At 68.7% G+C, this 20,723-nt stretch carries 20 protein-coding genes and 2 pseudogenes; 8 read left to right on the top strand and 14 right to left on the bottom strand.

Annotated elements, in window-relative coordinates:
* The 6 genes and pseudogenes from MMF94_RS40530 to MMF94_RS40505 form a co-directional block, all read right to left on the bottom strand.
* Positions 1-195: NAD(P)-binding protein (locus tag MMF94_RS40530; protein WP_241042812.1), on the bottom strand; the 195-nt coding region annotated here is incomplete at its 3' end.
* An 11-nt stretch (positions 196-206) separates the two neighbouring features.
* Positions 207-590: an MOSC domain-containing protein gene (locus tag MMF94_RS40525; protein ID WP_241042811.1), complete on the bottom strand. Its 384-nt coding sequence runs from the start codon at positions 588-590 to the stop codon at positions 207-209.
* Between the two features lie 152 nt (positions 591-742).
* On the bottom strand, positions 743-1,165 hold the full coding sequence (locus MMF94_RS40520) for a hypothetical protein (protein ID WP_241042810.1): 423 nt from the start codon (positions 1,163-1,165) through the stop codon (positions 743-745).
* A gap of 58 nt (positions 1,166-1,223) precedes the next feature.
* Entirely contained in the window at positions 1,224-3,164 is a 1,941-nt protein-coding gene (locus MMF94_RS40515; protein ID WP_241042809.1) for a hydantoinase B/oxoprolinase family protein, read from the bottom strand.
* Between the two features lie 12 nt (positions 3,165-3,176).
* Positions 3,177-4,688, bottom strand: coding sequence for a hydantoinase/oxoprolinase family protein (locus MMF94_RS40510; RefSeq protein WP_241042813.1), 1,512 nt, complete (start codon positions 4,686-4,688; stop codon positions 3,177-3,179).
* Between the two features lie 48 nt (positions 4,689-4,736).
* Positions 4,737-5,210 (bottom strand): annotated as a pseudogene (locus MMF94_RS40505) (hydantoinase/oxoprolinase N-terminal domain-containing protein); the annotation flags it as partial.
* 469 nt (positions 5,211-5,679) lie between these two features.
* On the opposite strand from MMF94_RS40505, the gene MMF94_RS40500 reads away from it, so the two are divergent.
* The 3 genes and pseudogenes from MMF94_RS40500 (at position 5,680) to MMF94_RS40490 (ending at position 7,852) form a co-directional block, all read left to right on the top strand.
* On the top strand, positions 5,680-6,474 hold the full coding sequence (locus MMF94_RS40500) for an SDR family NAD(P)-dependent oxidoreductase (protein ID WP_241042808.1): 795 nt from the start codon (positions 5,680-5,682) through the stop codon (positions 6,472-6,474).
* 78 nt (positions 6,475-6,552) lie between these two features.
* Positions 6,553-6,830, top strand: a pseudogene (locus MMF94_RS40495) (IS481 family transposase); the annotation flags it as partial.
* A gap of 437 nt (positions 6,831-7,267) precedes the next feature.
* Positions 7,268-7,852 carry a TetR/AcrR family transcriptional regulator gene (locus tag MMF94_RS40490; protein ID WP_241042807.1) on the top strand — a complete coding sequence of 195 codons (585 nt, stop codon included), beginning with the start codon at positions 7,268-7,270 and terminating at the stop codon, positions 7,850-7,852.
* Positions 7,853-8,170: 318 nt separating this feature from the next.
* Here the strand turns inward: MMF94_RS40490 and MMF94_RS40485 are convergent, their stop codons facing one another.
* A complete protein-coding gene (locus MMF94_RS40485; protein ID WP_241042806.1) occupies positions 8,171-9,241 on the bottom strand; it encodes a helix-turn-helix transcriptional regulator in 1,071 nt (356 codons plus the stop codon).
* 308 nt (positions 9,242-9,549) lie between these two features.
* On the opposite strand from MMF94_RS40485, the gene MMF94_RS40480 reads away from it, so the two are divergent.
* From MMF94_RS40480 to MMF94_RS40460, 5 genes are all read left to right on the top strand, one after another.
* Positions 9,550-10,428, top strand: a complete 879-nt coding sequence (locus MMF94_RS40480) for an alpha/beta fold hydrolase (RefSeq protein ID WP_241042805.1) — start codon at positions 9,550-9,552, stop codon at positions 10,426-10,428.
* A gap of 203 nt (positions 10,429-10,631) precedes the next feature.
* Positions 10,632-11,093, top strand: a complete 462-nt coding sequence (locus tag MMF94_RS40475) for an AtaL-like protein (RefSeq protein WP_241042804.1) — start codon at positions 10,632-10,634, stop codon at positions 11,091-11,093.
* Entirely contained in the window at positions 11,090-11,476 is a 387-nt protein-coding gene (locus tag MMF94_RS40470) for a nuclear transport factor 2 family protein (protein ID WP_241042803.1), read from the top strand. Before MMF94_RS40475 ends, MMF94_RS40470 begins: the two co-directional genes overlap by 4 nt.
* Before the next feature lie 197 nt (positions 11,477-11,673).
* Entirely contained in the window at positions 11,674-12,753 is a 1,080-nt protein-coding gene (locus MMF94_RS40465) for an alcohol dehydrogenase catalytic domain-containing protein (protein ID WP_277398952.1), read from the top strand.
* 154 nt (positions 12,754-12,907) lie between these two features.
* Positions 12,908-13,810: a VOC family protein gene (locus MMF94_RS40460; RefSeq protein ID WP_241042801.1), complete on the top strand. Its 903-nt coding sequence runs from the start codon at positions 12,908-12,910 to the stop codon at positions 13,808-13,810.
* A gap of 141 nt (positions 13,811-13,951) precedes the next feature.
* Here the strand turns inward: MMF94_RS40460 and MMF94_RS40455 are convergent, their stop codons facing one another.
* The 7 genes from MMF94_RS40455 to MMF94_RS40425 all read right to left on the bottom strand — a co-directional run bounded on the left by MMF94_RS40455 (position 13,952) and on the right by MMF94_RS40425 (position 20,689).
* On the bottom strand, positions 13,952-14,395 hold the full coding sequence (locus MMF94_RS40455; protein ID WP_241042800.1) for a VOC family protein: 444 nt from the start codon (positions 14,393-14,395) through the stop codon (positions 13,952-13,954).
* A 301-nt stretch (positions 14,396-14,696) separates the two neighbouring features.
* Positions 14,697-16,283: an ATP-binding cassette domain-containing protein gene (locus tag MMF94_RS40450; protein WP_241042799.1), complete on the bottom strand. Its 1,587-nt coding sequence runs from the start codon at positions 16,281-16,283 to the stop codon at positions 14,697-14,699.
* 105 nt (positions 16,284-16,388) lie between these two features.
* On the bottom strand, positions 16,389-17,180 hold the full coding sequence (locus MMF94_RS40445) for an ABC transporter permease (protein WP_241042798.1): 792 nt from the start codon (positions 17,178-17,180) through the stop codon (positions 16,389-16,391).
* On the bottom strand, positions 17,177-18,355 hold the full coding sequence (locus MMF94_RS40440; RefSeq protein WP_241042797.1) for an ABC transporter substrate-binding protein: 1,179 nt from the start codon (positions 18,353-18,355) through the stop codon (positions 17,177-17,179). The genes MMF94_RS40445 and MMF94_RS40440 overlap by 4 nt, the downstream gene beginning before the upstream one ends.
* On the bottom strand, positions 18,352-19,101 hold the full coding sequence (locus MMF94_RS40435; protein ID WP_241042796.1) for an ABC transporter ATP-binding protein: 750 nt from the start codon (positions 19,099-19,101) through the stop codon (positions 18,352-18,354). Before MMF94_RS40435 ends, MMF94_RS40440 begins: the two co-directional genes overlap by 4 nt.
* The gene (locus MMF94_RS40430; RefSeq protein WP_241042795.1) at positions 19,077-20,147 is read right to left on the bottom strand and encodes an acyl-CoA/acyl-ACP dehydrogenase; all 1,071 of its coding nucleotides are present in this window, start codon (positions 20,145-20,147) and stop codon (positions 19,077-19,079) included. The genes MMF94_RS40435 and MMF94_RS40430 overlap by 25 nt, the downstream gene beginning before the upstream one ends.
* Positions 20,144-20,689 (bottom strand): DUF4242 domain-containing protein, encoded by a 546-nt coding sequence (locus MMF94_RS40425; RefSeq protein ID WP_241042794.1) that lies wholly within the window; start codon positions 20,687-20,689, stop codon positions 20,144-20,146. Before MMF94_RS40425 ends, MMF94_RS40430 begins: the two co-directional genes overlap by 4 nt.
* Positions 20,690-20,723 lie beyond the last annotated feature (34 nt).

The following is a 20,723-nucleotide window of genomic DNA, read 5'->3' as shown; positions in this document are numbered from 1 at the left end:
GTAGCTCTCCGAGTCACACCGCGCACCCGGATAGCGATTCCAATACCACGTGCCACCGACCCCGTCACCCGCCTCCAACACAGTCGCCGAGAACCCGAGGCCACGCAGACGGTGAAGCATGTAGAGCCCCGCGAAGCCGGCGCCAACGACAAGCACGTCCGTCGTCGCAGCGTCCTTATTAGCAATAGTCATCATCTCTCCCCTGCCTACTCTGATCGACGAGTCCGCGAAACCCACCGGGTCGGTGGTGATCGGCCGGCAGTGCGGGTATGGCGGGCTCGGCCAGGCGTAGGCCGACCCGGTAGCAGGTGACCCGCGGCTGGGTGACCCGCCCGGTCGGTTCCGCAGGACGGGCAGCGCCCCTCGAACTCGGCTTCGCCGATCCGGTACCGCTTTCCGATACACACCTCGTCGTCGGGCAGGCCGTCGACGGTGAGGTCCTGGCCGAACTGGCCGAAGCTGAAATCGGCTGGTCCGAAGTGTTGCTGCCGGTGCTGATAGGACTGGATCCGGTAGACCAGCACGGCCCGCTGCTCGCCGCCGTGACCGTAGGTGTCGCCGGTGGCGGTGCGGTGATGCAGATCAGTCATGCGATAACTACCAAACATCATCTTGATGGTCAGATGGCTGGATGAGCCGCCCCGCTCCCTGCGTCGTCAGGACACCGCGGGACGGCCTTGACCGTCAGTCCACCGCTCTGGCGGGGCTGGGTGTCCGGGAACTGCGCCGGCATCGAACGCGGCTATGCGCTCGACCGGCAATCCGGTGTGTCATCCGTGCCCGACGCTATGCAGATCCCCGGCACCGGGGGAACCCCGCTGCTGGTGGTGGTGTCCCCCGCGGAGGAGCGGCCCTGACCCCTCATTTGCGGGGGTGCCACGGCGGGCGCGGCGTGCCGATCAGTAGTCAAGCGGGAGGCCCGGATGATCTCGGCGGCGTCGGAGGCGCCGACCACGCGGTACACGTCGACCAGCTCTTCACCCAGGGTGGCACGGACGCGCTTGCTGTCCATGATCGCGGCGAGCTGCTCGTCCACGGTGGCGGGCAACGGCCAGATGCCGCGTTCGCCGCGCTGCTCCGCGCCCCAGGTGTGGGGGTCTTCCTGAATCGGCGAGGGTGGGGGTGAGCTCGTCCTTGATGCTGCCCAGCCGACGGCGATCACCACCGCCAGCCCTGTAGGGGATGTCTTCCGAGACCGACCGGTCGGTAGCGGACCCAGCTTGTCACGTTGCCGCGCGTCGCTGCGCCGTGGCCTCCTTGTCGATCCTCAACTTCTCGGGATGCCGGACCGGGTCACCGGTGATGACGACTCCGTACCGTTCGGCCGCTGCCTCAATGGTCAGATACTCGTCACGAACGTCCAGTAGGACTCGCTGCGGGGATCGCCCCAGCGGGTCTCCCCATCCACCGCCACCAGCCGTCTGGTAGCGGAACTGCGCACCGGGCTTGGTGTACCAGATTGGGTTGCTGGCGAAGTAGAAGTACTGACCCCCCTCCAGGTCACGGTCTTTCGTCTCCGGGTTCAACACGCCTGCGACCGGAATGGACCTGGCATAGATGGACGGGTCGACGGGCAGTAGATCTTTCTCCTCGGCGACGTCGAAACTCTCCTTGTCGAACAGCCAGGTCGCCGCAGCCGAGCCGTCACGGCCGCCGTTCACACCGAAACCCGAAGCTCGCTTGGTACGCAGCGCGCTGGACCAGTGCTCGGCCGCGGAGAGCCACAGCGTGTCCTTGACCACTGCTGCTCCGCCTCGGTGGGTACCTTCTCCCGCTGTGTCGGGCGCGTACTCCTTGCGGAGTACGACGACAGGGATGTCGGCCTCGATCGCCTCGGTGGCAGGGTCGAGGTTGTTGGCCATGTAGATGACCTCATAGCTGTCGGCGTCGCCGTGACGAGTGGCTCCCCAGGGCCCGTGTTCGCCGCCGCACTGGGCAGTGGTGACCCAGGGCACGCCATTTCGCACGCCGTTGGCGTTGTGCAGCGCCAGGGTGCCGTAGTCGCCACCGATGGCGTCCACCCCGAGCGCCTCCGACAGCGCACGGAAGATCGCCATCATGATCGGCATGGTGGCTTCCCAGTAGAGGAAGACCGGCCCGTCGGGTGGCACTGCGCTGCCGATGGTGCCCGGGGGGATGACGACGTCTATGTAGCGGTAGGTGCCCGAGGTGAACGGGGAGGCCGGGTCGAGCAGGTACTTGAGGCCGACGCCGACTGCGGTCTTGGTATCCAGCATCGTGGCGTTGATGCTCGTCCTCGCCTGTGGCGACGTCCCGGAGAGATCAACCTCGACGTTCTCGCTCTGTTTACGCACGGTGACGTGCACGCGGTACTCGATGTCGTCCCCGACGCCGTCGCAGTCGATGTGCTCTTCGCCGTCGAAGACCCCGTCGGGCAGTTGGGCGATTGCGTGCGCCATCGCCTCGGCCGAGGCGTCACAGCTGTAGCGGATGGAACCGCGCACCGCGGCGGGCCCATAGCGATCGATGCTCTCCCCGATCAGTTGCTCCCCGAGGCACAGATTCTGGTGGATCGTCTTGAGGTCTGGCAATAGCAGCGCGCCGAAGCGGGCGTTGTCGAGAATGGTGTTGAATGTCGAGTCGACCGGGCGGTCCTCGTCGTAGAGCAGCTGCGGCGCGAGCACAAGGCCGGATTCGTAGACGTTTCGCTTGGTCGCGCTGAATCCGGCCGGGACTACACCACCCATGTCGAGCTGATGAGCGCGCATCGTCACGAACGACACGATCTCCCCGTCGTGAAGCACGGGGCGGATGAACAGGATGTCATTGACGTGGGTACCCGTGCGATACGGATCGTTGCAGATCAATAGGTCACCCTGCTTGAGCCGGTCACGCCCGTACTCCTCGACCGCGTTGCGTAAGCCATCGGCCATTGTCCCGAAGAACACTGCGAGGCTGTTGCTCACCGACCCCATCGGGTAGTCGTCGGCCGGCGGACCCGAAACGGTAGCCGCGAAGTCGTACCAGTCGCGCAGGATCCCTGAGAAGGCGGTGTTGAGCAGCCCGGTGCACATATGCTGGACGATGTAGTGGATCCGGCTGGACAGCACGGACATGGTGAATCGGTCCCCACCATAACGCTCGACGAAAGCGGCGTCGTCGAGGTCGCGAAGGCGGACGGGATTCTGGTCGGGATAGATCACAACAGCTCCTCGTCAGATCGAAACAATGCGCAGCTCGCCGACCCGGCCCACCTCGGCCGCCTGTCCGGCAAGGAAGAAGGTGGTCGACATCGGCTCTCGGATGATCGCGGGGCCTTCGATCCGATCGCCTTGGCGCAGATCAGCGCGCGCATACTCGTGCGCGTCTTGATCCTCCTCGCCGAGGTAGCGCAGAGTCAGGCACCGGGTCGGGACGGGCGCCGAGCCGTCTTCTCGGCGTGGCACCCGCGGGTAGGTGACCTTGTCGGCGGGTACCTGCGCATCGACCCGGTACGTGACGCCCTGGACCGGCATCATCTCGAAGGTCTTGCCCCAGCGTTCGCCGTAGGTCTTGTGGAAGTTGCGGATCAGCTGATCCACCGCGGCGGCGTCGATCGCGCCGGGCGGAACGTCGACGAACGGGGTCTCCCAGGTCTGCCCGAGGAGCCGGCCGTCGAAGCTGCGCATGAACATGGCCCTCTCCCGCTCCTCCGGCCGCAGGCGCTCCCAGAGCGCGTCCTCCATTTCTTGGTAGATCGCGTCGATCGAGGGAGCGGCGTCGGCGTCGAGCAGGGTGTAGGAGCACCGACTCTCGGCGTAGACGAGATCCGAGCTGACCAGGCCGAGCGCGGAGAACAACCCCGGGTGCGGCGGGATGACGACCTCTCGGGCCCGGACCTGCCCGAGGACTGCGGGCAGCAGCATCGGGCCGGCCGCGCCGTAGGCGACGAGGCTGTAGTCACGAGGATCGATGCCGTGTTGGATCGCGATGTTGACGATGCCCTCGGCGATGTTGTTGATGCCGATCTCGAAGGCATGGCGGACACGCTGGTCGACGCTGATCGCGGTCTCGAGGCCGGCGAAAGCCTGCTCGGCGAGCCCCGGCTGAAGCGACATCCGACCGCCCGCAAAACCGTCCGGATCGATGATGCCGATCAGCAAACAAGCGTCGGTCATGGTGGGCTGTTCGCCTCCTAACCCATAGCACGCCGGCCCGGGATCCGCGCCGGCGCTACCGGGCCCGACTCGCAGTTCACCGACGTCGCTGATCGTGACGAGGCTGCCACCGCCGGCGCCGATGCTGGAGACCTCATTGGACAGCGCGTTGACGACGAGGTCGTGCTCGAGCTCGAAACTGGTATTGACGAATGGCATACCGGCGCTGACGACGCTGATGTCCGCAGAGGTGCCACCGACGTCACAGCAGAGCAGATTCTGCAGCTCGATCTGACTGCCGAAGTGGGCGCTGGACATCGTGCCGGCCGCCGGGCCGGCGAAAACTATGCGGAACGGCTGCCGCATCGCGACATGCGCCGGAATCAGGTGTGCCGCGCAGTCGGCGTAGTTGAATTCGCCCGTGAACCCCAGCTCCCGGAGGCCGGCGTCGAGTCGGTCGGTGTAGCACTTGTAGATGAGCTTCATCAGCACGTCGATGACGGTTGACGACGCGCGGGCATACTCCTTGGCCAGCGGTGAGACCTCGCTCGACAGGGAGACTTCCACGCCATCGCCGAGCTCCTCACGCACGAGCTCACGCAGCCGCTGCTCATGTTGCGCGGTGACGTAGGCGTTGATCAGGCAGATCGCCACACCCGCGACCTCGCACTCCTTGAGGGTCCGTAGCTCCTCCCGGGCCTGGTCCTCGTCGAGCGGGAACAGCACGTCGCCCGAGGCGGTGATCCTCTCCCGGACACCGCGCCGCAGATATCGGGGTACCAGCGGGCGCGCGGCGTCGCCGAACGGGCGCCGCCACGCTGCGTTGGTCAGCCCTTCAACAGGCCGCCAGGTGCGACCCATGTCGAGGATGTCGCGGTGACCCAGCGTGGTGAGGAAGGCGATCTTCGGAAGCCGCCGAGTGATCACCGCGTTCAAGCCGTGCGTACTCGCATGATTGAAGATCGCCGAGTCCTGCACACCGATGTCGCGCACTCCACGAAGCACGCCCTGCTCGGTGCTGCGGACGTCGGTCGGAACCTTGACGGTCCGGATCAACCCGTCCGCCACTGCCACTACGTCGGTGAAGGTGCCCCCGACGTCAACTCCGATCATCGCGTTTCACCTTTCTGGAATGTTGTCGTGAACATCGGCGTCAGTCGAAGCTCAACCCAGTCGATGTGAGCTGCACCGGACCGAGCAGCTCCCACCTGTCGCGGCTGGTCGAGCGCAGGCAGGTCTGGCATTTGACGACCTGGAACCAGCCGCCCTCCGACAGCACCGGATAACGACGAAGATCCCGAGCGCCGCACCACGGACAGGTGCCGTCGACCGGCTCACGGGACACGGCTGGCGCACCAGCAGGTTGCGACATGGATCGTCCTCCAACAATTGTGCGCGAATCGGATATTTCTACCGACCAGTCGGTCGAACATCTGCCCTCGACGCTACAGTGACCTCCGGAACCCGACAAGAGCTGCGGTGATTCGTCATCTTCGAGCGTTGACCCGCGCGCTTCGTGCACTGCAGCATGGGTGTCGACCGACCGATCGGTCGACACCGAGAAATCAGCGAGGAGTACGCGATGAGCTTCAACGGCGGGATCGCGGTTGTGACCGGAGGAGCCAGCGGGATCGGGTTCGCGAGCGCGAAGCTGCTTGCGGAACAAGGCGCCCGGATCGTGATATCAGACCGTGACGAGGCGGCAGCGAACGACGCAGTCGGCCGGCTGAATGGGAACGGTCACGTCGCGGTCGCGCTGGACGTCGTCGACGAGGCAGCGGTACGAGAGGAGGCGAAGCGGATCGAGCAGGAAGTGGGCCCGGTCTCGATCCTCGTGACCGCGGCAGGCATCACCCACCTGCCCGTCCCACCCCAAGACCTCGCCACGGACACCTGGGACGAGGTGATCCGGGTGGACGTCCGCGGTACCTGGTCCGCCGCCCTCGCCTTCGGCCTGCCCATGGCGAAGCGGCGCAAGGGCTCGGTCGTCACCATCTCGTCGGTCACCGGGTTTCGGTCGACACCGCTGCACTCGTACGGCATTGGCAAGGCTGCGGTCGTGCGGATGACCGAGAACCTCGCTGGGGAGTGGAGCCGGGCCGGCGTACGGGTCAATGGCGTCGCGCCTGGCTACACGCTCACACCTCTCATGAGGCGACTCATCGAGGCAGGCGAGCGCGACGTTTCCAGCATGAAGGCCGCATCTGCCATGGGGCGGATGGTCGAGCCCGAGGAGGTCGCGAACGCCGTCGTCTTCTTGGCGGGCCCCCAGGCTTCGGCCATCACCGGTGTCACCATCCCGGTCGATGCCGGGTGGCTCATCTCGCCCACCTGGCAGGCCTACGGTGGTGTACGCGCACACGAGGTCGCCGGATGAAGAAGCCGACAGACCGCCGCGGGCAGACCGGATCGGCTCCGAAACCGGCGTCCCTGCCCGGACGGTCTCGCGGATCCCACATACGCTGGGTTCCTCGCCCACGCGGCGGCCTACTTCGCATCCCACGGCACCAGCGCGCATCGCGATGACCGACAACGCCTGGGTCTACAAATGGTCCATGCGCGCGGTCGTCGCCGAACTCGGCGCGCGGCAGGTGTTCAGCAGACCGCACTGCTCCACGGCGAAGTCGAGCGACTCCACCGGACCCTGCAAACGAGTAGGCCTACAAACAGATCTTCCGTAGCAACAGCGCACCCGGCGGACTCCCACCCGTCAGCCGACTGTCGCCAACCTGGTGGCCGAGTACAGCCACGCGGTCACCGTGGCGGTTCGGCAGTCCACGAACGGCGTCGTCGCCGAGATCCGTCGGAAATGCGGAGCGGCCGCCCGATCACACGGAGGGCGCCGTCGCCATCGCAGTTCCGACTCGCACCACGTCAACGGCGCGGCCCTCATGTCTGACACCTCGTCGGCAACATGGTTGGCGACGAGGTGCCGGCCCGGTCCTGCTCCTCGGCCTCGACTGCCGCTGCTGGCACGACCAACCAGTCGGTCACGAGCCGGGGAGGGCCTTAGACCGCTGGTCAGGACAGATCAGGAGCGGACGCGGGTCCATCAGCATCCGCCCGACCGACTGGTCGGCGTAAGGTGTGATCCGCCAGCGGTGTCCGGATACGTCCGGGCTCAGCGCCACGGATCGGCACGCACGTCACTCAGGGAGTGCAAGGTACGCATGGTAACGCCAGAAGCGGATAATCGACGACTGCAGATCGCACGTGCAGCGGCACAGTTGTTTCAAGAAAAAGGGTACCATCAAACCAGCGTGGACGACATTGCTGACGCCGTGACACTCCGCAAGCCGACCCTCTACCATTACGTTAAGGGCAAGGGCGAAATTCTTTACCTGATTCACGAGGAGATGATGGACTCGGTCCTGGACCGCCTCGAGGGCTATGTGAAGGACGGGCTCGACCCCAGGGAGGGGCTGCGCAACGTCGTGATCGACATCTTGGAGGTCGTGGACAAGCGGCCAGGTTACCTGCAGGTCTTCTTCGAGAACCATCGGGAGCTACCCGAGCCCCTCCGGCACAAGGTAGTTGACAGACGCAACCGTTATCTACACCTGGTGGAGTCGCTCGTGCAGGACGGAATCGAGCGCGGCCTGTTCCGCCCAGTGAATGTCCGCCTCAAGACCATGGCACTGTTCGGAATGACTAACTGGTCCTATCAATGGTACCGACCCGGCGGCTTGTTCAGCTACCGCGAGATTGCCGAGGAGATCGTGGACACATTCCTCAACGGGGTGACAGTACGCTGACGACGGTGCTGGCGCCGCCGCGCTTTGCTGCCGGCGCGCAACCCGACCGCCCGATCGCCCGGTCCGGGAGCTCGAGCAGGGTGAGTCCAGCCCCGACTGCTCGTCAGTTCAGGCTCCGCGAGCCGTCGGCTCACGTGCCGGTGGCGGGCACGAATGAGGGCATTGCTGAGCGCGGCGGTAGGTCAATGCGAGCGGCTGCTCCACGTGGGGCGGCCGCCACGTTGCGCCGATCCAATTGGGTTTGCACCCGCCACCAGTCCGGCCTGCGCCTGGAAGCCGATCGTGCGGCGGCCCAGGCGGTGCTGCGTCTGGGTCGGCTCAGACGACGTGGCGCAGCGCGTTCTCGAAGCCGTCGAGCAGGTGTTCGGTGAAGAGTCGGGCGACGAGCTCGCCACGGCTGCTGACGCCCGCTCTCGCGAGAACCGTTTTGACGTGGTCACGCACGGTGTGGCTCGACAGGGCCAGCTCCGCGGCGATCGCCTTCGTCGTGAACCCGCGGGCGAGCAGCAGAACGATCTCGACCTCGCGTGGCGTCAGGCCGTAGGACTCGATCACGATCGGCACGAGATCGCCGGGCCGTGCGGGCTCGATCGTTACGGCCACGTAGCCCTCCCCGCCTTCCATTGGTGCTGCGGCGACCCTGAGCCATCGACCTGACGTACCGCAGACACGCGTTGCCACGTGCGTCGAGGTTCGGTTGCGCCGGGCCCTTCTCGCCACGACGCCGATCAGCGACGGTAGGCCCGGCTCGGCAACTCCGCTGATGCGCAGCTCGTCGAGGAGTGCACGCGAGTCGGCCGTGAGGTCGCGGATCTCGTTGTGCTCGTCGACCACGATCACGGCTGCGCGGCCGTGGGCGTCCGCATCGAGCCTGCAGGCACCGCTCCGCAACACGCGGGCCACAACGGGTGCAAGCCTGCGGACCTCGTCGATCTGGTGGTCGGGGAACGCCCCGTCCGCCAGATCACGGGCCAGGACCGCGATGCCCCAGCAGGTTGTGCCGAGCACGAACGCAGCGCGCATCTCGTCGGCGATGCCAAGAGATGCGTAGAGGTCGGTGTAGATCGGGGCGCGGTCGATGTCGCCGTCGGTGGCCTCGACGAGCGTAGCGACGGTCTCGGTGCTGCGGGCGAGCTCCCGAAACTTGTTGAATCCCGGACTCAACAGCTCGTTGTCCCAGAACGGCCCACACGCCTCTGGAGGAAATCCCTCCACTACACCGCCGGTCGGCAGGAGCGTCCACGGGTCGACCGTCAGCACCGCGCACCGGCTGAACGCGGTCACCTCGTGGAGCGCAGCCACGGTCTCGTCCAGGATCAGCGCCATGTCGGCGTCCTCGCCGACGCGCAACAGCCGGTCCCGAGCAGTCACGAATCGCTCGACAGCCATGCTCGACGGTACGTACACCACGCTCACCGTGTCACCCCCCGCAAATGAGGGGGCAAGGCCGCTCATCCGGGGGGAACAGCTCCACCAGCAGCGGGGTTCCCCCGGCTACGGGGGTCTGCATAGCGTCGGGCATGGATGACACGCCGGATCGCCGGTCGAGCGCATAGCCGCGTTCGATCCGAGCGCAGCTCCAAGACACCCAGCCCTGGCAGGCGCGGTGGATGAACGGACTTCTATGGCCGTCCGCCGCGAGTACGGCGTCTCGTCCAGCCCATCTAGCCATCAAGACGATGTTTGGTATTTATCACATGACTGATCTGCATCACCGCACCGCTACCGTGAAGGGCCACGAGGTCTTCTACCGCGAGGCCGGGCCGCCCGAAGCCCCCGTGGTTGTGCTCCTGCACGGATTCCCGAGCAGCTCGCGGATGTTCCGCCGGCTGATACCCGCGCTCGCTGACCGCTACCACGTCATCGCGCCCGACCACCTCGGGTTCGGACACTCGGCCACGCCTCCGATCGAGGAGTTCACCTACACCTTCGACGCCCTGACCGAGACCACGGAAGGTCTGCTCGACCACCTCGGCATCGATCACTTCGCGATGTACGTGCAGGACTACGGGGCCCCGATCGGCTGGCGCCTCGCACTGGGCCGGCCGACGTCGGTCACAGCGATCATCAGCCAGAGCGGCAACGCCTATGACGAGGGATTCGTCCCCGAGTTCTGGTCTCCGATATGGGCCTACGCCCAAGCTCCTGGACCGCAGACCGAATCGGCGGTTCGCGCCGCATTCGAGCTCGAAGCCATCCGCTGGCAGTACCTCACCGGCGTGCCGGACCCTGACCTCGTCGACCCGGATACCTGGGTCCTCGACCACGCCGAGATCAACCGCCCCGGCAACGACAAGATCCAGCTGGCGCTGTTCCGCGACTACGCCACCAACCCTCCGCGCTACCCCGCCGTGCAGGAGTACTTCCGCAACAGCCAGGTCCCCCTGCTGGCCATCTGGGGAGCCGGCGACCCGATCTTCGGACCCGCAGGCGCCACGGCTTTCGCCCGCGATCTGCCCGATGCCGAGATCCACCTGGTCAAGGGCGGGCACTTTCTCCTCGAGAGCGCGCTGGACGTCGTGATCGGGGACATCCGCGGATTCCTCGGCCGCACGCTCTCCGCGGGCTCGTCCTGAGCCACCCCCACGCCGCACCGGCACAACCCAGCTCCGCCGGCGCTCCCGGACGTAGGACGTGCTCACCGTTCTGCGCATCGTGGTGGACACGTGGGACGGGAAGGCGCGACACACGTCGCGATCCGGCGCCGTCGACCCGATCAGCCCGGTGCACTCAGTCGCGGGCGCTGCTCGCTGCGAGCGAATTTCGAGATGGAGGAACAATGATTTTCAGCGAGGTAACGCTGTCCGCCAACCCACCCGGAGCCGTACCGCTCAACCGCGCCCAGATCTGGCATGGGCTCGAGCAGAAGGCTCTGGACGCGGTGCCATTCGTCGAGGTGATCACGTCCTGCCGCGAGATCGCGCGGCTGAGCGCCACGGTCTTCGATCGCGAGATCGAGCTGGGCGGTGCCCGCTACGTAGAGCGGGTTTGGCTCGGCGAGCCCGACCGCATCGTCTTCACCCGACTCGACGGACCCGTCCTGGGCACCATCGGGAACGAGATCCTCGAGGTGGACGGCGAGCTCGCGGTCCGGTTCCAGTTCGCCCTGGCGATCCGCCCGGGCGACGACCTGTCGATCACAGAGGGGGAACTGTCCCGCGAGATGGCCACGGCCTACCAGTCGGCCGTCGAGACAACGCTGACTGCCGTCCGGACCCGGACCACGGAACCGGCCCCATGACGGGCGCGACCTCACGTGTCGCTGACGCACCTACCTGGCTGACCGACTTCTTCGCCAAGGTCGACGCGTTGGACACCGAGGCGGTGCTTGCCGGATTCGCCCCGGAGGCGACCATGCGGTACGGGTCCGGCGATCCGACGGCCGGACACGACGCCATCCGAGCAGTCCTGATCGCGTTGTTCACCCACTACCGCCGGATCGAGCACGAGTTCCTCAACCTCTGGATCTGCGAGTCGACCCTGTTGCTCGAGGTGGCTGTCACCTATGGGTGCCCCGACGGGCGCGACGTCACCATTCCGGCGCTAACGATCATCGAGCACCGCGACGGTCTCATCGACGCCATGCGCATCTTCATCGACCCGACCTCGGTCCAGCCCGGCTGAGTCATGGACCGTACTGACATTGCGGTGATCGGCGCCGGGATCGGCGGGCTGACCCGGGGACTGGCGCTGGGCCGGCGCGGGATCCCCGAGCAATTCTCATTCGATCAAGAAGGATACAGATGTCCAGTTCGCTCACCGATATCCAGGCTGCTCCCTGGCCCGTTGTGGACCGGGTAACGAGCAGCCTGCCGTCACGGATGCGGGCGGTGTCGTTCGATCACTTCGGAGACCCGGACGTACTCGTAATCCGAGAGGTAGATACACCCAAGGTCGGACCTGGTGAGGTGGCCGTGCGGGTGGCGGCTGTGAGCGTCGGCAGACTGCTCGACGTGAGACTCCGGGCAGGGACTCACCCGTACGCCCGGATCGGGCTCCCCCACGTCCCAGGGGCCGAGCACGCGGGAACGATCGCAGCAGTCGGGGCCGGAGTCGAGTCGGTCCGGCTCGGCGACCACGTCGCGGTGTTCCCGCTCCTTACCTGCGGTGACTGCGTGGAGTGCCGCGCCGGCGCCATGGAGGCCTGCAGTTCCGCGCGGATCATGGGCGTGCACACCTGGGGCGCCTACGCCGAGTACACCGTCGTCCCCGAGTCCAACGTGATCGCCGTCCCAGCGGGTGTGGGCCCCGAGGAGGCTGCCGCTCTGGTGCTGTCCGGAGCGATCGCACAGAACCAGTTCGACGCGTCCGGGCTCGTGTCCGGTGAGTGGGTCCTGATACACGGCGCCTCGTCCGCCTTGGGCTCGCTGACCGCGGCACTCGCGATCCATCGTGGTGCTCGGGTCATCGCGGCGTCGCGCTCGGCCGCCAAGCGGGAGCGGCTGCTTGCGCTCAGGGCCGAGGCGGTGGTCGATCCCACCGATCCCGGCTTCGCTGATCAGGTGCGGGGCCTGACGGGCGACGCCGGGGTCGGTCTGGTGGTGGACAACCTCGGCCATCCGGGGATCTGGAACGCGACGATGGAGGTCCTCGCGGTGCGGGGCCGGGTGGTCGCCTCCGGCGCGTTCCTCGGCGGACGGGTCGAGCTGGATCTGTTGCGGCTGTACTCCCGGTCGCAACGGATCGTCGGCGTCCGCAGCGGGAACCTGCGCAGCGCGCGTCGTCTCTGGGAGGCGGTGGCGGAGGGCTTCCGGCCCATGATCGACCGTTCGTATCCCATTGCGCAGGCTGCCGAGGCCCACAGGCATCTCGAGGAGTTCGCGAATACCGGCCGGGTCCTGCTCACCACGGCCGACGAGGACTGGGCGCCCGCCCCGCACTCCCCGAAGAACCGCTCATGACGACGGATGCGCTGGGACCGGTCCTCGGCCGGACGACGCCAGGCCGCGACGGCGTGGTCGGTACCTGCCTCGTTTCTCCCCGCGGCGCCGATCAATCGTGCCGTGCTGCCCGTCGATGGCGGCTACCTCGCCGCCTGATACCAAGGAGTCACCGATGTACACGGACAATGCAGCCACCCGCGTGTCAAAGGTCGGCTACGTGGAGTTCACCACGCCCGAGCCGGACCGCCTGGTCGAGTACTACCAGACCTGCCTCGGCTTCCACGTGGAAGAGCGCTCCCCGGAAGGGGCGTACCTCACCACCGGCTTCGACCACCACAGCGTGGTGATCCGGAAAGGGGGCGTCGCGGCCCGCACGGCTGTCGGGTACCAGGTCGTCGGCTCCCTCGACGACGCAGCGAGGCGCATCACCGACGCCGGGTACGAGGGGTCCCGGCGCAGTGACATCGCACCGAGCACGCCCGACGTTCTGGTGCTGGCCGAGCCGGGCACGGACGTCCCCCTGCACCTTTATGAGTCGCAGAAACCGAGCGGCAAAGGTCCCGGTCCCGCCCACCAACCCACCAAGCTCGGTCACGTCGCTGCGTTCAGCCCCAGCCTCACGCAGATCCAGGGCTTCTACCAGGACCTGCTGGGCTTCCGATGGTCAGACACCATCGGAGACTTCTTCGTCTTCCTGCGGTGCAACGCCGACCACCATGCGGCGAACTTCCTCGAGAGTTCGAAGTTCTCCGGAATGCACCACGTCGCCTACGAAATGCGCGACCTCAACCACCTGCAGACCACACTCGACCACCTGGCACGCAACAACTACCGGCTGCACTGGGGCCCGGGGCGACACGGCCCAGGCCACAACATCTTCACCTACCACCACGACCCTGACGGCAACACCATCGAGCTCTTCACCCAGCTCGACCAAATGATCGACGAAGCAAACGGCTACTTCGAGCCCCGCCCCTGGCACGAAGACAGCCCGCAATTCCCGAAGACGTGGGACGTCGACATCGCCACCGCCAACGCGTGGGGACCCGTCCTACCCGAGATCCTCGACCACTGAGGCAGCGCCCGAAGTTCCAGCGCCCGAGGTCACATCGGGAGCGGGAGCCCCGTGCGCACGTGGCTCCCATCAACAGGCACAGGGCCGGCCCTATGCCGGCTCACGCGCAGCCGCCTGGGCGTATGGACCCTTCGGCGGCCCTCAGCCGAGCTGTTCGGCCAGTCCGACGATGATGCCCTCGGGGCCACGGATGTAACAGAGCCGATAGATGTCCTCATACTGCGCCAGTTCGCCGACGAGTTCGGCGCCGTGGGTGCGCAGGCGCGTAACGACGTCCTCGATGTCGTCGACGGCGAACATGATGCGACGAATGCCCAACGTGTTCGCCGGTGCGTCCCTGGGCTCGGCACTGATCGCCTTCGGCGTGTGGAACATCGCCAGCTCAATTCGGCCATGTCCGTCCGGGGTCCGCAGCATTGCGACGTCCTGCCGGACGTCGTCGATCCCGATGACACGCTCCACCCAACGTCCCTCGATAGGTGCCTTGCCGCCCTCCGGTTCCATGCCAAGTTCGACGAAGAACGAAATAACAGCGTCAAGGTCGTCGACAACGATCAGAACGTTGTCCATCCGCTGGATCGTCATGCTGGGTCTCCCTACGTGCGCTGCGGCCACAGCGGCCGCATCCGCCCCTGAGACGGAGCTGCCGCGCGGTTCTCGACTTCCTCGGCAACACGGCGGCGGCCGCCGGCCCGGCCAGGATGCCGAGCTTGTTGATCCAGCGGTTGTCCGTCGAGGCGGCCGGCGAACAATCAGCGGTGTCTCGGTTGCCGCCTCATCGAACTGTCCCCAGCGAGGCCGCAGAGATCAGTTCGTTCGATCATGCATGATCGAACGAACTGGCAACAGCGTCCGTTTCGCCCCGACCAGACGGTCGACGTGGAGGTCACCCGCTGGCACGGGCACTGCGTTCGTGGTGTAGATGATCTTCCCGATGTGCGTCGCTGCGTGCGGCTACGCGCACCTCCCTCGGCCGTCCCAGTTCGAGGAGCTCACCCGCACGCAGCACCGCGACGCGGTCGGCCACCTCGTGCACGACCGCGAGGTCGTGGCTCACGAACACACACGCGAACCCGAGCTCGCGCTGGAGCCCGGCGAAGAGCGCCAGTACGTCCGCCTGCACCGAGACGTCCAGTGCGCTCGTCGGCTCGTCCGCGATCACCAGTTGCGGCGACAGCGCCAGGGCACGTGCCAGCGCGATCCGTTGGCGCTGCCCTCCGGACAGCTCCGAGGGCAGCCGCACCGAGTAGGACGCGGGCAGGCGGACGTTCTCCAGGAGCTCGACGATCCGGGCATCGAGGGCCGGGCCCGACACCACCCGGGGCACCCGCAGCGGCTCGGCGACGCTCTCACCGACGGGCAGGCGAGGGTCGAGGGACGCGGCCGGGTCCTGGTGGACCATCGCGAGCCCGCGGCGCAGCTCCCGCAGCCGCGACCGGCCCGCCCGGGCGAGGTCGGCACCGTCGAGATGCACGGTGCCCGCGGAGACCGGGACGAGGCCGACGGCCACGCGGCCGATCGTCGTCTTGCCCGAGCCCGACTCCCCCACGAGCCCCAGCACCTCGTGCCGTCCGACCTGCAGCGTCACGTCGTGGACCGCCCGGAACGCGGGCCGCCCCCGCCGGGCCGGGTAGGTCACCGACACCCCGGCCAGGGTGAGAACCGGGTCGGGCACCGCGGGGTGCGGCGACGCGGCCGGCCCGGGCTCCGGTGCGATGGACGGCAGAGCCGGCACGGAGTCCAGAAGGTTTCGCGTGTAGTCCGTCGCAGGCCGCGCGAAGAGGTCGGTCATCCGCCGCTGCTCGACGACCCGCCCGCTGCGCAGCACGACGACCCGGTCAGCCAGCTCGGCCACCACACCGAGGTTGTGCGTGATGAGCAGGACGGCGACCCCGGTCAGGTCGCGCAGCTCTGCGAGCAGGGTCAGGATCTGGGCCTGCACCGTGACACCGAGTGCCGTCGTCGGCTCGTCCGCGATGAGCAGGTCGGGAGCGCCCGAGAGCGCCAGCGCGATGACGACGCGCTGCTTCTGACCGCCCGAGAGCTGGTGCGGGTAGTAGCGCACGCGGCTCCGCGGCTCCGGGATGCCGACCATCTCCAGCAGCTCGACCGCACGCGCCCGGGCATCGCTACGGGAGATCGGTCCGCGGGCGCGCAGCGCCTCCGCGAGCTGCCAGCCGACGGTCCGGACGGGGTTGACGGCAGTCTGCGGCTCTTGGAACACCATCGCCGCGCGCGAACCGCGCACGCGGTTCAACTCGCTCTCCGCCGCGCCGAGCACCTGCTCGCCGGTGACCTCGACCGAGCCGCTCGCCGTGGCACTCGCGGCTCGCTGGATCGGCAGGGCGCCGCGAGGCTGGAGGACGTCATCGTCGCCGGGGACGAAGAAGTCGTGGGGGCCGCCGTGCGGCGCTACGCGGACGTCGGTGCGACCGAGCTCGTGCTGTTCCCAGGCGGGCCGCAGAGCGACCACCCTCGCACGATCGCGCTCTTCGCCGATCTCGCCCGGCGGGCCCGCTGACCCGCCACCGCGAGGCCGCGCCGGAAGGTCCGGACCTGCCCCCGCCCGCGCGATGCCCTACCGGCCGCCCAGCAGCCAACGGGCGAGCGTGTCCAGCACGAAGCCGAGCAGCCCGATCACCAGGATCACCGCCATCACCTGGTCGTAGGCGAGCTGGTCGCGGGAGTTCAGGATCTCGTACCCCAGCCCGGAGGTGACACCCAGCATCTCCGCGGGCACCAGCACCACCCAGGCGATGCCGAGTGCGAGCCGCAGCCCGGTCAGGACGTGCGGTCGGATCGCCGGCAGCACGACGGTGGTGAGGGCCTCCGCACGGGTCGCGCCCAGCGACCGGGCGGCGAGCAGGAAGCCAGGGTCGATCGAGCGGACCCCGGCGATCGTGTTGAGCACGATCGGCCAGATCGCGGCGGCGGCCACGAGGAAATACACCGGCCGGTGCCCGATCCCGAAGAGCCCGATCGCCACCGGCGCCCACGACAGCGGCGAGACCATGCGCAGGAACTGGAACACCGGCCCGGTTGCCGCGTCGAGGAGCGGGAGGAGCCCCACCGCGAGCCCGATCGCGAGGCCGAGCACGGCGGCGACCAGGAGGCCGACGAGGAGCCGCCACAGGCTCGTCGCGACGTCGTCGAGGAGGACACCCTGCCGGGCGAGGTCGACGACGGCGGGCAGCGCGTGCTGCGGGGCGAACGCGCGCAGCATCGAGTCCGGTGCGGTCAGGACGGTGGTGATCGTCCACCACAAGGCGGTGGCGACGAGGATTCCGCCGACGGCAGGGAGGAGCGTGCCCCTCGGTCCTGCGACCCGCTGCTGCGCGGTGCGGGGGCGGGGGGAGGCGGTCACCGTCACGGGAGGAGCCCTTCGGTGCGGGAGAGCGAGGGGGACAGGCCGAACGCCGCGAGTCCGCCGGCCGCGGCCAGGCTCGCGGTGACGAACCGATCGTCGACCAGGTCGGCGTGCACGGCGGCCGGATCGAGAGGGTCGAGGAAGCTGGTGTCGCCGTCGACGACGGTCTCGCGCATCGCGGCGACGAGAGCCGCGGTATAGGTCGGGAACGGGTAGGGCGCGAAGCCGATGCGCTCGCCGTGCCATGTCGGCTCCTGGAGAACGCCCGCGTACTGGGCAGCGGAGCGGTCGAGCGCCTTCGCGACCGCAGGCTGCGGCTGCGGGAGGTACCGGCCGTTCGTGAGCAGGGTGGCCGTCTCGTCGCGGTGCCCGCCGATCCACAGCTGGGCTCCGACGAGCGAGTCGGTGAGCGCCCGCACGGTGGCTGGCGACCGCTCGACGAGCTCGCGACGGACCACGACCACGCAGCAAGCGTGGTCGCGCCACACGTCGCCGAGGAAGCGCAGCACCCGTCCGACCCCGCGCAGCTCGGCAGCGGCGTTGAACGGATCCGCGACGACGTAGCCCGCGATCGTGCCCGTGTCCAAGGCGGGCAGCATGTCCGCCGGGCTCATCACGACGAGCCCGACCGTGCGCCCTGCCGCGGACGGCTGACGGCGCACCACCGGGACGAGACCTGCATCGCGCAGCATCCGCTGGAGCAGCACGTTGTGGATCGACCACCAGAACGGGATCGCCACCTGGCGCCCGGCCAGGTCGGTGAGGGCGGTGACCTCGGGGCCCACGGTGAGCGCGGAACCGTTGGTGTGGTTCCAGGCCAGCACACGCAGCTGCGCTCCCAGCGCGTAGCGCAGCTGGATCGCGAAGGGCATCAGCATGTGCGCGACGTCGATCTCGCGGGCCAGGAAGGCCTGCGCGAGCGACTCCCAGGCGCGGAACAGCACCGGCCGCTCGACGGACAGGCCTGCGGAGGCGAACCGCCCGTCGGCGTGTGCGACGAGCAGCGGGGACGCGTCGGTGATCGGCAGGTAGCCGATCCTCACCGACCTGCCGGCCGTGCCGCCCCGCGCCGTCGAGCGCGGCGCCGTCACCAGGTCGGCGACACCGGCAACCCCTCCGGCCGCACCGGCGGCGCCCAGCGCGAGCAACGCGCGACGCCCGATGCGGCCGGCCGTCACGTCACTGCTCCCCCGGCTACGGCGCCGATCTGAGACCGGTAGCCGGCGAACAGCTCCCCCCGCAGGGGGTGGGTGGCGAGGTCGTCGTGCGCGACCGGGGGCAGCCGCGGCCAGCGCCCGGCGAGCGCGCCCGAGCCGTCGAGCAGCGCGATCTCGGAGGCGAGGTAGAGCGCCTCGTCGACGTCGTGGGTGACCAGCACGACGGCGACACCCAGCCGGTCGGCGGTCTCCCGCAGCCAGGTCTGCATGCCCCGGCGGGTGGCGGGATCGAGCGCGCTGAACGGCTCGTCCAGCAGCAGGACCTCGGGCGCCACAGCCGCCGCCCGTGCGATCGCCACCCGCTGCGCCTCCCCGCCCGAGAGCTGCGCGGGCCGGGCCGGCGCGAGGTCGGCGAGCCCGAACAGATCGAGGAGCTCATCCACGCGCGTCGGCTCGAAGCGCTTGCGGTTGACCCGGTAACGCCCGCCCAGCGCCACGTTCTCCCGAACGTTCAGCCACGGCAGCAGCAGGGGCTGCTGGAACACCGTGCCGATCACCCCGGTGCCGCCGTCGGGCCTGCTCACCGTGCCGGCGTCGAGCGGCTCCAGCCCGGCGAGCAGCCGCAGCAAAGTGGACTTCCCGCTGCCGCTCGGACCCAGCACGACGAGCCGGGCGTCCCGCTCGACGTCGAGGTCCACACCGTCGAGCACGACCTTGCCCTGGTAGCGCTTCGTGGCGCCGGTCAGGCGCAGCGCGACAGTTCCCACCGCAGTTGTCCTTCGGTCGGGGCCTGCACGGGCAGGAACGACGCCTCACGCAGACGCCGGGCCACCGCGCTGCCGGATCGGTAGCCCGCTCCACCGCGGAGCGTGGCCTCGAGCCGTGCCGCTGCCACGGCTACCGTGGCGGCGTCCAGCCGCAGCCGCAGCAGCCCGGCCTTGTCGGGCTCGTCGGGACGGGCCGCCCAGCGGTGCAGCCGGCGGCGCACGTCGAGGAGACGGGCGCCGAGCTCGTCGTGGTCCGGCTGCAGGGCGGCGTTCACGCCGGTGAGGTGCGCGGCGCAGTCCGTCACGCACCGCGTGGCGAGGCCGGTGCAGAAGGCCGTCTGCAGCAGCAGGAACGTCGGGCGGACCGTCGCGACGAACCCGGCCAGGTCGGTGGAGAGCACGGCGTCGGGCGCGACGGCCACGCCGTCGAGCCGGGCGGACGACGACGCGGTGGCGTCCAACGCGAGCAGCGGCGGGGCCGGGGCCACCTGCACCCCCGGATCGGAGAGCCTGATCCGGACGACGGCGCGCTCCGCCGTGCCGGGGTCCTCACCGACGCGCACCGGGAGCACCACCACCGCGTCCGGGTAGAGCTGGGAGGCCCAGTGGATCGGTCCGTGCCGCCGCAGCCCGACGGACGTGCGTTCGGCGACGACGGGAACCGGGGCGATTCCTGCCACGTCGCGCAGTGTGGGAGCCATCGCGGTGCAGCCGGGCACGGCTCCGCTGCCGACACCCTCGATCAGCTCGCCGTCGGCCGCCGCCGCGGTGTGGAGGGCGGCGGTGCGGAGATAGGTGAGGACCATGCGCTGTGCCCACAGGGAGAACGCCGTGCTCAGGCACTCCCCCGCCACCTCCTCGACGAGACCGGTCACCCGCACGAGCGGGGCGTCGAGCAACCCGAGGTCACCAGCGAGCCGGACGGTGGCACGCGGGTCCTCCCGTCCGGCGTCGATGTCAGCCGCCCGCTCGCGGGCCTGAGCCACCACGGGGTCGGCGGCGTCGACGGGTGCCGCGGCGAGCGCGGCGGAGCCGTCCGGACTCATTCGGATGTCCCGGCGTCGAGTGCGTGCAAGCGGTCGATCGGGGTGTCGACGGCCGCGCGGCCGCGGCGCACCACGTCCTCGTCCGGGGCGTCGTAGAAGCACAGACACTTCTCCATGTCCTCCCGCACGTAGGTGCGCAGGAAGCTCACCTCGGGAACGTCGGCGTACCGGGGGGCCTTCGCGCGCTTGCGCTCGAGGTAGGTCTCCATGTCCAGGTCGGCGGGCAGGTCCCACTCGACGAGGTAACCCGCGCTCGGGCGGGCAGCCTTGAGCGCGGCCAGGTCGGCACCGACCAGCCGGACCTCGTCAGGACCGCTGACGTCCGCGGCCGAGGGGACCGTCGTCCGGTTGATCCCCGCGGACAGCGCGGCGGCGCCGGCGGCCTCCACGACGGCGAAGACACGGTCCAGCCCAGCGGTGACCTGCGACTCGATGAGATCGGCTCCGACGTCGGTCGCGGCCTTGCCCACCTCGTCGACGAGTGCGTTCACAGCCGTGCGCTCGGCAGGGGCGGCGGTCAGCTCGAACAGGAACAACGGCATGGCTCTCTCCCAGATACGACGCAGGCGTCGGCCA

The sequence above is a fragment of the Pseudonocardia alaniniphila genome (assembly GCF_022524485.1).
In the GTDB taxonomy this organism is placed as follows: Bacteria; Actinomycetota; Actinomycetes; order Mycobacteriales; family Pseudonocardiaceae; genus Pseudonocardia; species Pseudonocardia alaniniphila.
The sequence above is the reverse complement of the archived record's forward strand: the minus strand, read 5'-3'. Positions and strand labels throughout refer to the sequence as shown.

What these genes read in the sequence shown, in the direction of transcription:
- MMF94_RS40460 (WP_241042801.1), top strand. Translation starts at nt 12,908, where the DNA reads ATGTACACGGACAATGCAGCCACCCGCGTGTCAAAGGTCGGCTACGTG.
- MMF94_RS40480 (WP_241042805.1), top strand. Translation starts at nt 9,550, where the DNA reads ATGACTGATCTGCATCACCGCACCGCTACCGTGAAGGGCCACGAGGTC.
- MMF94_RS40455 (WP_241042800.1), bottom strand. Translation starts at nt 14,395, where the DNA reads ATGACGATCCAGCGGATGGACAACGTTCTGATCGTTGTCGACGACCTT.
- MMF94_RS40465 (WP_277398952.1), top strand. Translation starts at nt 11,674, where the DNA reads ATGCGGGCGGTGTCGTTCGATCACTTCGGAGACCCGGACGTACTCGTA.
- MMF94_RS40470 (WP_241042803.1), top strand. Translation starts at nt 11,090, where the DNA reads ATGACGGGCGCGACCTCACGTGTCGCTGACGCACCTACCTGGCTGACC.
- MMF94_RS40485 (WP_241042806.1), bottom strand. Translation starts at nt 9,241, where the DNA reads ATGGCTGTCGAGCGATTCGTGACTGCTCGGGACCGGCTGTTGCGCGTC.
- MMF94_RS40490 (WP_241042807.1), top strand. Translation starts at nt 7,268, where the DNA reads ATGGTAACGCCAGAAGCGGATAATCGACGACTGCAGATCGCACGTGCA.
- MMF94_RS40500 (WP_241042808.1), top strand. Translation starts at nt 5,680, where the DNA reads ATGAGCTTCAACGGCGGGATCGCGGTTGTGACCGGAGGAGCCAGCGGG.
- MMF94_RS40475 (WP_241042804.1), top strand. Translation starts at nt 10,632, where the DNA reads ATGATTTTCAGCGAGGTAACGCTGTCCGCCAACCCACCCGGAGCCGTA.
- MMF94_RS40425 (WP_241042794.1), bottom strand. Translation starts at nt 20,689, where the DNA reads ATGCCGTTGTTCCTGTTCGAGCTGACCGCCGCCCCTGCCGAGCGCACG.
- MMF94_RS40525 (WP_241042811.1), bottom strand. Translation starts at nt 590, where the DNA reads ATGACTGATCTGCATCACCGCACCGCCACCGGCGACACCTACGGTCAC.
- MMF94_RS40430 (WP_241042795.1), bottom strand. Translation starts at nt 20,147, where the DNA reads ATGAGTCCGGACGGCTCCGCCGCGCTCGCCGCGGCACCCGTCGACGCC.